Origin of the sequence: Escherichia sp. MOD1-EC6021, assembly GCF_002965245.1 — a bacterium.
Classification (GTDB): domain Bacteria; phylum Pseudomonadota; class Gammaproteobacteria; order Enterobacterales; family Enterobacteriaceae; genus Escherichia; species Escherichia coli_F.
This window is the reverse complement of record NZ_PTRU01000006.1, coordinates 224,657-237,194: the sequence shown is the minus strand read 5'-3', so window position 1 is coordinate 237,194 and position 12,538 is coordinate 224,657. Positions and strand designations below refer to the sequence as shown.

At 57.3% G+C, this 12,538-nt stretch carries 15 protein-coding genes; all 15 read right to left on the bottom strand.

The features are described from left to right. On the bottom strand, positions 1-2,777 hold a 2,777-nt coding region (gene gpJ / locus BEB54_RS09875; RefSeq protein WP_105282183.1), incomplete at its 3' end, for a phage attachment tail tip protein J. Positions 2,778-2,837: 60 nt separating this feature from the next. Next, positions 2,838-3,410, bottom strand: a complete 573-nt coding sequence (locus tag BEB54_RS09870; RefSeq protein WP_001367726.1) for a tail assembly protein — start codon at positions 3,408-3,410, stop codon at positions 2,838-2,840. Next, positions 3,407-4,150, bottom strand: a complete 744-nt coding sequence (locus BEB54_RS09865) for a C40 family peptidase (protein WP_000194779.1) — start codon at positions 4,148-4,150, stop codon at positions 3,407-3,409. The genes BEB54_RS09870 and BEB54_RS09865 overlap by 4 nt, the downstream gene beginning before the upstream one ends. A 5-nt stretch (positions 4,151-4,155) precedes the next feature. Further along, complete coding sequence (locus tag BEB54_RS09860; RefSeq protein ID WP_001152652.1) at positions 4,156-4,854, bottom strand: phage minor tail protein L; 699 nt, start codon at positions 4,852-4,854, stop codon at positions 4,156-4,158. Then, positions 4,854-5,183, bottom strand: coding sequence for a phage tail protein (locus BEB54_RS09855; protein WP_000847362.1), 330 nt, complete (start codon positions 5,181-5,183; stop codon positions 4,854-4,856). Before BEB54_RS09855 ends, BEB54_RS09860 begins: the two co-directional genes overlap by 1 nt. Further along, positions 5,180-7,741 carry a phage tail tape measure protein gene (locus BEB54_RS09850; protein WP_000840260.1) on the bottom strand — a complete coding sequence of 854 codons (2,562 nt, stop codon included), beginning with the start codon at positions 7,739-7,741 and terminating at the stop codon, positions 5,180-5,182. Before BEB54_RS09850 ends, BEB54_RS09855 begins: the two co-directional genes overlap by 4 nt. Beyond that, the gene (locus BEB54_RS09845) at positions 7,734-8,168 is read right to left on the bottom strand and encodes a phage tail assembly protein T (protein ID WP_000459458.1); all 435 of its coding nucleotides are present in this window, start codon (positions 8,166-8,168) and stop codon (positions 7,734-7,736) included. Before BEB54_RS09845 ends, BEB54_RS09850 begins: the two co-directional genes overlap by 8 nt. Further along, complete coding sequence (gene gpG, locus BEB54_RS09840) at positions 8,150-8,572, bottom strand: phage tail assembly chaperone G (RefSeq protein ID WP_105282182.1); 423 nt, start codon at positions 8,570-8,572, stop codon at positions 8,150-8,152. Before gpG ends, BEB54_RS09845 begins: the two co-directional genes overlap by 19 nt. Before the next feature lie 15 nt (positions 8,573-8,587). Next, a complete protein-coding gene (locus BEB54_RS09835; protein ID WP_044783865.1) occupies positions 8,588-9,328 on the bottom strand; it encodes a phage tail protein in 741 nt (246 codons plus the stop codon). A gap of 7 nt (positions 9,329-9,335) precedes the next feature. Beyond that, positions 9,336-9,731: a phage minor tail U family protein gene (locus BEB54_RS09830; protein WP_000683128.1), complete on the bottom strand. Its 396-nt coding sequence runs from the start codon at positions 9,729-9,731 to the stop codon at positions 9,336-9,338. Continuing rightward, entirely contained in the window at positions 9,728-10,306 is a 579-nt protein-coding gene (locus tag BEB54_RS09825; protein WP_000975111.1) for a phage tail protein, read from the bottom strand. The genes BEB54_RS09830 and BEB54_RS09825 overlap by 4 nt, the downstream gene beginning before the upstream one ends. An 11-nt stretch (positions 10,307-10,317) precedes the next feature. Then, the gene (locus BEB54_RS09820) at positions 10,318-10,671 is read right to left on the bottom strand and encodes a head-tail joining protein (RefSeq protein ID WP_105282181.1); all 354 of its coding nucleotides are present in this window, start codon (positions 10,669-10,671) and stop codon (positions 10,318-10,320) included. Between the two features lie 11 nt (positions 10,672-10,682). Next, on the bottom strand, positions 10,683-11,081 hold the full coding sequence (locus BEB54_RS09815; RefSeq protein ID WP_000158854.1) for a DNA-packaging protein FI: 399 nt from the start codon (positions 11,079-11,081) through the stop codon (positions 10,683-10,685). A gap of 41 nt (positions 11,082-11,122) precedes the next feature. Further along, positions 11,123-12,148: a major capsid protein gene (locus tag BEB54_RS09810; protein WP_000063254.1), complete on the bottom strand. Its 1,026-nt coding sequence runs from the start codon at positions 12,146-12,148 to the stop codon at positions 11,123-11,125. Between the two features lie 55 nt (positions 12,149-12,203). Next, on the bottom strand, positions 12,204-12,536 hold the full coding sequence (locus BEB54_RS09805; RefSeq protein WP_001358225.1) for a head decoration protein: 333 nt from the start codon (positions 12,534-12,536) through the stop codon (positions 12,204-12,206). Positions 12,537-12,538: the final 2 nt, after the last annotated feature.

Here is a 12,538-nt window from a genome sequence, read left to right as displayed (position 1 = left end):
TTCATGAATATCTGGTTGCCCTGCGCCACAAACATCGGCGTTTCATTCCCGTTTGCCGGGTCAATAAACGCGATACGGTTAGCGGCAACCAGAAACTGGCTCAGTTTGCCTTCCTCCGTGTCCTCCATACTGAGGCCAATACCCGCGACATAATGTTTGCCGTCTTTGGTCTGCTCAATTTTGACAGCCCACATGGCATTCCATTTATCGTTGGCATCCTTCCACTCTTTCGAAAACTCATCCAGTCTGCTGGCGTTATCCTCCGTCAGATCGACTTTTTCCAGCAGCTCTTTACCGAGATGGGATTCGGTTATCTTGCCTTTGAAAAAATCCAGGTAACCTTCCGCATCATCGCTCGCCCGACCGACGGACTCCACGAATGCCGATTTGCCAACGGTGTTCACACTGCGGATATAAAAGTAATAATCATGGCCCGGTTTGATATTGATACTGGCGGCTATCCAGTACAGCCCCGTGCCAAGGTAGCGGGCTGTGGTTTCAACCTGCCTGATATCGGTAATCCGCGTTTCCGAGAACCAGAACTCAAATTGTACCGTCGGATCATAAACCGCAAGATGCGGCGTGGCGGTTATCTGAAAATAGCCCGGTGTCAGCTCAATCCGAGACGGCGCTGCCGGTGCGGCAATCCGGAACGATACCGATGCCGGATCGCCCTGCTGTCCCCACGCATTTACCGCCCGGACAGTCAGCCTGTAGTTCCCCAGCGCCAGTTGCGTGAAGCGGTATGTGGTTTCCGTCGTCCTTGCCGTACTGACCAGCCGCTCACTGCCATCGTCCGCTGCCACGGTCAGGCGAAGCAGGAAGCTCACCCCCTTCACCACCTTCGGCGTGTCCCAGCGCGCCAGCACCTGATATTCCCCGCTGTCTGCGGTGACTTCGACAGTCAGGTGCTGCACCGCGGGCGGCGTGACGCCATTCACCGTGCCGCTCAAGTCGCCGTCAAAGTGCGCCCCGTTATCCACGATGGCTTCTTTTTCGGGTACATGCTGCACGGCGGTAATGGCATACGTGCCGTCGTCGTTCTCACGGATACTCACGCAGCGGAACAGGCGCTGGCGCAACGTCGGCAACTTCAGCCCCCATACGCTGTATCCGGCAACGCCGTCAGGAACACGGCTCACTTTTACCTTCACGCCGTCGGTGACGGACTGGACCTCCACGCTGACCGGATTGCCACTTCCGTCAACCAGGCTTATCAGCGTGGTACCGGAGGATGGCAGCGTGATTTCACGGTCGAGCGTCAGCGTCCGGGTCTGGCTGTTCACCGCCAGCACGCGTCCGCCGATGCTGATCCCCGCATAGTCATCATCGCAGATTTCAATAACATCACCCGGCACATGGCGAAGCCCTTCGGCACCCACGCTGAAATCCACGGTCTGCGTCTCCAGCAGCTCCGTTTTAATCAGCCACAGCCCGGCGCGGTGTGCCTGCCCCCGGCTGGTACAGCCAAAGGCATCCATCTTCGTGACGTTACGACCGTAACGGAGAATGGCCTGCGTGTCCTCCACAAGCTCTGTCGCCGTCTCCCAGCCGTTATCCGGGTCAATCCAGTTCACCTCAACGGCATTATGGCGGTCCTTGAGGGCGCTGAAGCTGTAGCGGAACGGCGCGCCATCATCCGGCATCACCACATTACTGCGGTTATAGGTCCACACCTTATCCGACGGTCGGTCCTGCACGAACGTCAGCGTCTGCCCGTTCCATACCGGCATACAGCGCATCGCCGAGCAGAAATCGCTGAGAACATCCCACGCCTTACGCTGTGTGGTCAGGTAGGCATTACAGGTGATGCGCGGCTCCGTGCCGCCAAAGCCGTCCGGCACTGACTGGTCGCAGTACTGGCCGATGACATACAGCGCCCATTTATCCACATCCGCCGCACCAAGACGTTTCCCCATGCCGTAGCGCGGATGGGTCAGCATATCCCACAGACACCAGGCCATGTTGTTGCTGTATGCCGGTTTAAACGTTCCGTCCCAGATACCGCTGTATTGCCGCGTCTGCGGGTTATAATTCGACGGCACCTGCAGAATACGCCCGCGCAGATGATAATTACGGCTCACCTGCTGGCTGCCGAACTGCTCCGAGTCCACCTGCACGCCGACCAGTGCCGTGTTCGGGTAGCACTGTTTCACATCGATAATTTCGGTGTATGACGACCAGAGCGTTTTGTTCTGCAGCTGGTCTGTGGTGCTGTCCGGCGTCATCCTGCGCATCCGGATACTGAACGGGCGCGGCGGCAGGTTATCCACCACCACCGAGGCCAGATACTGTGAAGTGGTTTTACCCTTAATGGTGATGTCCTTTTCCGTCACCCAGCCACCGTTACGTTGTATCTGAACCAGCAGGCGGACTTCCGATGGATTCCTGTCCCCCTTTGAGGTGGTTTCCACCAGTGCCTGCACGCCGAAAGTAAAACGCAGACGGTCAATGTTTGCCGACGTGATGGTCCGGGTGATCGGCGTGTCATATTTCACTTCTGTACCGAGCACCGTCTCGGAGCCGGAGGATTCAAATCCCTCCGGCGGTGTCTGCTCCTGCTCACCGGCCCGGAACACCACCGTGACGCCGGATATATTGGTATTCCCCTCACTGTCCAGCACCGGCGTACTGTTCAGCAGCACGCTTTTTAATCCATCCACCGGACCTTCAACCGGCCCTTCGCTGATGGCATCGATCACACTCAGCAGCTGCGTGGACTTCAGGTTGTCCTTCGCTTCGCGCGGGGTATGCCCCTTACTGCCGCCTTTACCCATTCGTCATGCTCCATAAACGATAAAACCGCCCGGAGGCGGTTTCACATAAAACATTTTGCATCAGCGACCAATCACCACAACCTGACCACCATCCCCTTCGTCTGCCGTGCTGATCTCCTGAGAAACCACGCGTGACCCCACGCGCATTTCACCGTACAGAACCGGCAGAACATTGCCCTGGGCAACCATGTTATCCAGTGAGGAGAAATAGGTGTTCTGTTTGCCGTTATCCGTTGTCTGTGTACGGGGAGTTCTGGCTTTCGGTGCCAGCATCTGCGCCACACCACCGAGCACCATACTGGCACCGAGAGAAAACAGGATGCCGGTCATACCTCCGGCCCCAATGGCTGCCCCCCATGCTGCAAGGGTGGCTCCGGCGGTAAAGAATGATCCGGCAATGGCGGCAGCCCCCAGGACAATCTGGAATATGCCACCTGACTTGGCCCCGGCGACTCTGGGAACAATATGAATCACAGCGCCATCAGGCAGAGTCTCATGTAACTGCGCCGTTAACCCGGACGTGCTGACGTCCCGCCCGGCAATCCGTACCTGATACCAGCCGTCGCTCAGTTTCTGACGAAACACCGGGAGCTGTGTGGCCAGTGCGCGGATGGCTTCAGCCCCCGTTTTCACACGAAGGTCGATGCGGCGGCCAAATCGTTGCAAATCCCCGTAAAGGCAGATGCGCGCCATGCCCGATGACGCCAGAGGGAGTGTGTGCGTCGCTGCCATTTGTCGGTATACCTCTCTCGTTTGCTCAGTTGTTCAGGAATATGGTGCAGCAGCTCGCCATCACCACAGTAAATGGCGGCATGATTCGGCACCGATGAACCAAAACAGCACAGCAGCACATCGCCCGGTTGTGCTGATGACAACGGCACCTGATACAGCCCTGTGGCCTCCAGATTATCCAGATAGAGATTCTGACCGTGACGCCACCAGTCATCCTCGCGATGAAAATCCGGCATCTCAATCCCCGCCAGATGATAAGCATCCCGGAACAGCGTGTAACAGTCCGTCACCCCGTGCTCAAAGCGCCGCCCGGTGAGATGCGGCACACAGCGGAACTTATGAATCGTCCCCCGGCAGACCAGCCACCACGGCAAATCACTCTGCACCTGCAGCCGCCGGTCGGCCTCACTCAGCCAGGGCAGACCACCGGGGTGGCTGTGGACCAGCGCCACAATCTCACCCTGCATTTCTGCCTGCAGCCAGTCTTCCGGCGACATACGGAAATACGCCTCCGGCTCACCGGAGATATTCACGCAGGGGAAATATCTTTCCCCCTCCGGCGTGCTTACCACGAAGCCGCACGACTCCGCTGGCGCACATCGCCGGGCGTGCGCCAGAATCGCTGATTCTGTCTGTGTCATGGGATTTACTGCGAAAGTTTGTTAATGGAAAGGAAGCCGCCAAAGTTGCCGACGTTATTGCGGAACTTACAACCGCTCAGGCATTTGCTGCATTTATCCTTCGTGATATCGGACGTCGGCTGGTCATATTCATCCGCGACCGCCGGACCGTGATAACCGCACTCATCGCCGCGATAGGTCCAGGTGCAGGTGTTGGCCAGCATGATACGTCCCGGAAAAACAGCGCCATCCGTTTCCGTCGGCGTGGACAGTACAAAGGAGGCACTCACCGCGCTCAGTTCGCTGCACTGCTCGATGCGCCAGCGGCTGATCACCTCCTGCTCCGGATCGGCGTCGCTGTTTCCGTTGACGAAGTTCACCGCATCCAGAAAACGGGCGTAAACCTTACGCCGGACCACCGTTCCGCCGACCAAACTCTGCAGATCTTCCGCCATCCCGGTGACCATACCGTACAGGTTAGAAACCGTCAGCGTGGGGCGCGTACTGGTGCCTTTGCCATTCAGTTCAAGACCACTCCCCTGAATGGGATATGGCTGATACTGTCGCCCCTGCCAGGTGACCGGCTCACCTTTTTCGTTCTGCTCATTACAGAAAAAATAACGTTCTCCACCGACCTCTGTCAGGTCGATTTCCCATAGCACCACGCTGGCCGACTGCTCCGCACGGGTGCATTCATTCAGTGTTTCCTGCCGGATATCCTGCATCAGTTCACCACCTGTTCAAACTCTGCGCTGAACTCAACACGCAGCATACTGACCCGCGACGACCATTTTGCGCAGGTCACCTTTATCTGCCGCCACTCATAAGGCGGCGTCCACAGAAAGGCTTTCCAGCCCCCGTGCTCTTCCAGAAACGACTCCAGTACCGTGGCCTCCTCACGGGGGACAGAAAGCGTCACGCTGTACGTTTTCAGGTTGGCATTCAGCCCGGCAGGCGCTCGCTGGGAATAGCCATCACCAAAGCGCACCTTTCTTACAGAAGGGGACGAAGCCACATCCATACCGGGTTTCACTTTCCAGCGGAAGGTTTTCATCGTCCACCTCCGGAGAACAGACCACCATCGCGCATCTGCCCGGTCACAACATCCATTGCCGCCTTACGGGCTACGTCATAAACAGCCTTCAGTGCCTGTGGCCCTATCTGACCGTTCGTGCCGTCGTTGTTAATCACCACATGGTTATTCTGCTCAAACGTCCCGGACGCCTGCGACCGGCTGTCAGCCAGACTGCCCGGTGTACCGACATAACCACCGGTGGCATAGCCGCGCATCAGCCGGTAGAGATTCCCCACGCCAATCCGGCTGGTTGCCTCCTTCGTGAAGACAAATTCACCACGGTGAACAATCCCCGCTGGCTCATATTTGCCGCCGGTTCCTGTGAATCCTCCGGTTGCAAAATGGAATTTCGCCGCAGCGGCCTGAATGGCTGTACCGCCTGACGCGGATGCGCCGCCACCAACAGCCCCGCCAATGGCGCTGCCGATACTCCCGACAATCCCCACCATTGCCTGCTTAAGCAGAATTTCTGTCATCATGGACAGCACGGAACGGGTGAAGCTGCGCCAGTTCTGCTCACTGCCGGTCAGCATCGCTGCCATATTCTGTGCAATACCATCAAAGGTCTGCGTGGCTGCACTTTTTACCTGCGACATACTGTCCGTGGCGCTCTCTTCCCACTCACTCCAGCCGGACTTCAGGCCTGCCATCCAGCTCCCGCGAAGCTGGTCTTCAGCCGCCCAGGTCTTTTTCTGCTCTGACATGACGTTATTCAGCGCCAGCGGATTATCGCCATACTGTTCCTTCAGGCGCTGTTCCGTGGCTTCCCGTTCTGCCTGCCGGTCAGTCAGCCCCCGGCTTTTCGCATCAATGGCGGCCCGTTTTGCCCGTTGCTGCTGTGCGAATTTATCCGCCTGCTGCGCCAGCGCGTTCAGGCGCTCCTGATACGTAACCTTGTCGCCAAGTGCAGCCAGCTGGCGTTTGTACTCCAGCGTCTCATCTTTATGCGCCAGCAGGGATTTCTCCTGTGCAGACAGCTGGCGACGTTGCGCCGCCTCCTCCAGTACCGCGAACTGACTCTCCGCCTTCCACAAATCCCGGCGCTGCTGGCTGATTTTCTCATTTGCTCCGGCATGCTTCTCCAGCGTCCGGAGTTCAGCCTGAAGCGTCAGCAGGGCAGCATGAGCACTGTCTTCCTGACGATCGCCCGCAGACACCTTCACGCCGGACTGTTTCGGCTTTTTCAGCGTCGCTTCATAGTCCTTTTTCGCCGCCGCCATCAGCGTGTTGTAATCTGCCTGCAGAATTTTCCCGTCCTTCAGTGCCTTGTTCAGTTCTTCCTGACGGGCGGTATATTTCTCCAGCGGCGTCTGCAGCCGTTCGTAAGCCTTCTGCGCCTCTTCGGTATATTTCAGCCGTGACGCTTCAGTATCGCTCTGCTGCTGCGCATTTTTGTCCTGTTGACTCTGCTGTTCAGCCTTCTTTCTGGCGGCTTCAAGCGCAAGACGGGCCTTTTCACGATCATCCCAGTAACGCGCCCGCGCTTCATCGTTAACAAAATAATCATCCTTGCGCAGACTCCAGATGTCGTCCGCTTTCTTAAACGCAGCCTCTGCCTTAATCAGCATCTCCTGCGCGGTATCAGGACGACCAATATCCAGCACCGCATCCCACATGGATTTGAATGCCCGCGCTGTCCTGTCTGCCCAGGTCTCCAGCGTACCCATGTTCTCTTTCAGGCGGCGGGTCTGGTCATCAAACCCTTTCGTCGCGGCCTCGTTCGCCGCCTGCAATGCCCCGGCTTCATCGCCGGAACGCTGCAACTGAGCAACATACGCAATCTGCTCCGCCGTCACGTTATGGAACTGGCGTGCCATCGCTGTCAGCCCTGACGTCGGGTCTGTGGTCAGCTTCCCGAAGGCTTCAGCGACCTTGTCCACCTCCACGCCGGATGCAGAGGAGAAACGCGCCACACTCTGGCTGATGGATGCAATCTGAGCCTCACCGCTTACCCCCGCCTTAACCAGTGCGCTGAGTGACTCGCTGGTCTGGTTAAACGTCAGCCCTGCCGCCTGCCCGGCTCTGGACAGGACCAGCATACGATCTGCCGTCAGCCCCGACTGATTGCCGGAAAGGACCAGCGTTTTGTTGAAATCGGACAGGGTTGAGTTGCCCTGATACCAGGCATACGCCAGCGCACCGGTCGCCACCGCCAGCGAGGTGGCCCCCACCATCGGCAGGGTGATCGCACCGGCAAGCCCCCTGAACATGGGGATCATCCCGCCGAAGGAGTCCTTAACCTGACCACCCTGTTGCAGCAGGATCAGCCACGGACTTTGCCCGCCTGCAAGCTGCGTGGCCACGTCGGTGAACTGTGCAGGCAGCATACGCATGGCGGCTTTATACTGCCCGACGGAAATCCCCGCTTTCTGTGCAGCCAGCGCCTGTCGGCTCAGCGACTGTTCAACGACTGCCGCTGTTTTTTTCGCATCACTTTCCGTACCGGAAAAATGACGCCTGACTCTGGCCATCTGCTCGTCAAATCTGGCCGCATCCAGACTCAAATCAACGACCAGATCGCCTACCGGTTCAGCCATACCGGACTCCTCCTGCGATCCCTTCTGATACTGTCATCAGCATTACGTCATCCTCCGTCATGTCCGCCACATCCGGGGAAGTAGGGATAACTTCATTCCCGTCCGGGCCAAAGCGGACACCTCCGGCAAGCCCTGCCGCTTTCTGCATCAGCACATCATCTTCAGGCTCTTCGTCAGCCTCGCGCCGGTTCAGCAGACTGAAATCCAGCGGATGCATATCCGGATCGCTGAAAAACAGGCTGAGCACGGTGTATGTCAGCCCGGAAAAGTGCATATCCAGCAGAACATCATGAAAATAATGGGTACTGTAAAAGCGGTGCCAGTCGGCATACTCCGTGGATGACATCCCGGCAAGCATGGCGCGCCAGTCGGGTCGCCCCATCTCACGCGCCAGTTTCAGGGCAAAACTCAGCTCACCGTCGAACACTTTCCCGCAGAAACAGGCTCTGTAGGCCCGGCGTCCTCTGCCTGTTCAGGGGCATTATTCACCACAAACTCAGACATTCCGGACAGACGTAACACCACGTTTTCAGCCTGAGCAATTGCCTCCGTGGGCCAGGTGGTAAGCACTTCCTGCTCAATCTGCGTAATGGCTTCATTCATGGACGGCAGCTTTGTCTTCTGCGGATGGTTATGCCACAGAGACATCGCCACCAGAAACGCCCCGCCTCTGATAAGATCCTCTACAGACACCTGCAGGTTGCCACTGGATTCAGCCTTTTTTTCCTGCTCTTTCAACCAGGCGAGATGCTCAATACGCTGCAGGGCTGACAGTTCAGAAAGCGTGACGGTCACGCCGTTATATTCAAATGATTCGGTTTTCAGGAACATCGCTGACTCTCCGGATTAACTGGCGGTGACGGTGATTTCTGCAACCGCAGCAAACTCACCATTACTGGATACAACCGGAATGTTGACCTTGCCTGCAGCAACGCCGTTCACGGTGATGGTCATACCACTGACCGACACGGTGGCTTTTGTTTTATCCGCAGACACCGCACGGAAGCTCTTGTCGGTTACACCTTCCGGCTGGAATGCCACGGTCAGCGTGGTGCTCTGCCCTTTCACTACGGAAGCACTGGCTGGCGTTACCGTCATGCCGGTTGCTGCCGTCACCGTACTGCGATCTTCAGCCATCGACGGGCGTCCCACATTGGTGACCTTCACCGTGCGGGTGATCACTTCCTTCGCCGTCACCGCCTTACCGATACTGCTGACCCAGCCGCGGAACACATCGACCGTGCCGTTCGGGAAGCGGATTTTATAGGCACGGGTATCACCTTCATTAAACCATGCCAGCAGCGCCTGCTGCCCCTGCTCTCCGGGCATCCACGCCAGCGTGAAGCTGGTATCTCCGGCAGATTTCTGCCCCTGCCCGGTCGCAGTCCAGTCCGCATCTTCATCATCGAGATAGCTGTCGTCATAGGACTCAGCGGTCAGTTCGCCGGGTGTCAGGTCTTTAACTTTTGCCAGACGCGACCAGTCAACGTCTGAAAGCGGGTTCGCATAAGGGTCACCGTTCCCCTTATAAACCCACAGTGTGGTCCCGGCACCTTTCACCGGCATTACTGGATTTGGTACAGGCATAGCGTCCTCACATTTCATAGGTAATGACATACGTCAGATCGGCTGAACTCCACAGGCCCGCATCATCGTCGCGCCGGTAGTCATAGCCACTGGCCACCATACTGGTGATCAAATCTGACAGTGCCGGGATATCGCTCATCACCGGATAAATCCGGGACTCCATCCACGAATCCAGCTCTGAATCCGGCACCTGAGCAGGCAGGAAAACTTCAATATGCAGCTCCGCCTGCCAGGTATCGCTGTCCAGCTCTTCGCCCGTGTATTCAGCGCCGGTGAGATAAACGGCAATTGCCGGAAAATCCGCCTCATCAAAAACAGCGGGGCGACCATCAAAAAGCGTCGCCCCAGTGTCATGCTTCTCCAGTGCATCCAGTACGGCTGCTCGGAGTTCAGTATGTTTCATCGCTTTATTACCATTCTCAGTTGATGCTGCAGCGCATAGCCCAGCTCTTTCGGAAGACGCTCTCGCCGTATCCGCTCAATATTCTGTTTAAACGCCGTGGTCAGCGGCACCGCCATCGGGATTTTCACCACATCAATGGGGTAACGGTTTTTCCCGGCCACACGCTGCATGACATGCCACCGGCCATTTTTCAGTTGCTGAATAAACGCGCCGGGAATACGACGGTTTCCCACCACAAGCACGCTGCCGCCACCTTTCAGGGCTGAACGCTGCCCCTTTTTACGACGCCTGCGTCGGGACAGGACAATCCGCGCGTTACCCAGCTTTATTACGGGCAAATCCCCCCGGTTAACCTTGATTCTGGCCTGCGGATTTTTGACCGTGGCCCTTTTCAGCCTGGCCCTTTCCTTTACCAGTTTCCGGCGTACCTTTGTCTCACGGGCAACCTGTGACGCCGACAGCGATATCGCGGATGAAGCAACGCGGTTAATGGCCATTGCGGCGGCACCAGGCACCGCCGTTCTGCTGATACGGCTGAGGTTTTCAACGGCCTGCTCAAGACCTTTTATGGCCATACATCCCCCTTTCAGCGGCGACGGTTAACGGCAGGCGGTACGCCCCGCCCAAGCCAGAGATGACAGCTTCCACCATCACCCGGCGAAACCCGGTCTATCCAGAAGTTTTCCTCACCGATGGTCAGCGTGTCTCCACGCCGCAGTTGCCGCACATCATCAGTCCGGACAAACAGGGACGGGCTGGAGCCTTCAACGCGCACGCCCTGTCCGGCATAGCTGATATTTTCAGGGTCATCAAAAACACCACGTATTACTGCGCCGGACTGCTCACCGGATGTCATGGTGGCTGACGTTCCCATGTACCCGCGTATCGTTTCATCGGCGCGGGCAATGGCAGCATCGAACAGGTTATCGAAATCAGCCACAGCGCCTCCCGTTATTGCATTCTGGCCAGGCCGCGCTCTGTCATTTCAACTGCCACACCGGCAGAGACACGGAACTCCGTTCCCGGCAGCACAAAATCCACAGGCTCATCCCGCGTGGCGTGAAGTGCATCGGTATGCAGCGTCACCAGTGCCACGACCGTGACCAGATCAGCCGTATCCTGAATTACGGTATCCGGCGGCTCTGATACCACCTCATTTTCATGCCCGGTCAGCGCATTTTCCGGGCTGACAGGCGTGTCCTGGCCGGAAGTGTCATCCGAGTCATCAAGCTCCTCTTCCAGCTCTGCCACACGGAGCGCCAGTTCTTCCTTCGTCCCCGTCAGGCTGACATCACGGTTCAGTTGCTCACCCAGCACCTTAAGACGGGCAATCAGTTCATCTTTCGTCATGGACTCCTCCACAGAGAGAAAATGGCCCCGAAGGGCCATGATTACGCCAGTTGTACGGACACGAACGCATCAGGATCAGCCAGCAGCATCAGCGGTGCTGACTGAATCATGGTGAACTCACGCGCCGGATCGCCGGTGGTCACCCAGTTTTTCGGGTAGCGGGCAGAGGCGTTAATACCTTCGCGCTGTGCGTCCGCATCCTGAATGCAGCCATAGGTGCGCAGACCGCGTGCCTGAGTGTTCCCCAGCACCATCGTGTTGTCCGGCAGGAAGTTCTTTTTGACGTCGTTTTCCACGTACTGTCCGGAATACACGACGATCGCCGTATCGCCATACATCCCCTTATAGGACACCGCTTCGCCCAGGTCTTTTACCGCTGTCTCCAGCTCGGAATTAGAGCCGCGACGGGTATCCAGCTTCTCCTTGACGGCTTTGAAGGAACGGAACAGCGCCCAGCCTTTCGGATCAAACACGATGATATTCACCACGCCGCTGGCGTTCAGCGCATAGGCTTCGATATCGTCGGTCGGGTCATACGTGGACTTGTCACGCTTGCTCCACTCCGTACCACCGGACTGTGTGATGTTGTTCGCCGCACTGCGGCCCATATCCACCTCAACCGGATCGAAGGCTTCACCGGTCATGGTGTATTTGCCCTTAAGCACAGCAGAAACTGCCTGCATCTCTTCGACCTGAGCAATGGCCAGCTCTTCGTCTCGCATGTTCTGCATGATGATGCGACGGCGGCGGTAAGCCGGGTCCGCCAGATTCTGCGGATCTTCATCCGGCAGGCGACGCAGGGTCATCTGCGGATTCACCTCATGCTTGGGTTTGACATATCCCGGCGTAAATTCAGAGGTGGAGCCGCCACGGGAACGGATAACCTCACCGGAAACAATCGGCGAAACGTACAGCGCCATGTTTACCAGTCCCGGAATTTGTGAGAGATAGACTTTCTCCGTGGTGAAGGGATAGCTCTCACGGAAAAAGAGACGCAGAAACAGCGGATCAAACTTAAATTTCTGCTCATTTGCCGCCAGCAGCTGGGCGGTTGTGTACATCGACATAAAAAAATCCCGTAAAAAAAGCCGCACAGGCGGCCTTTAGTGATGAAGGGTAAGGTTAAACGATGCTGATTGCCGTTCCGGCAAACGCGGTCCGTTTTTTCGTCTCGTCGCTGGCAGCCTCCGGCCAGAGCACATCCTCATAACGGAACGTGCCGGACTTGTAGAACGTCAGCGTGGTGCTGGTCTGGTCAGCATCAACCGCCAGAATGCCAACGGCAGTACCGTCGGTGGTGCCATCCCACGCAACCAGCTTACGGGTGGAGGTGTCCAGCATCAGCGGGGTCATTGCAGGCGCTTTCGCACTCAATCCGCCGGGCGCGGTTGCCGTATGTGCCGGGTCACTGTTGCCCAGCGGCTGGTAATGGGTAAAGGTTTCTTTGCTCGTCATAA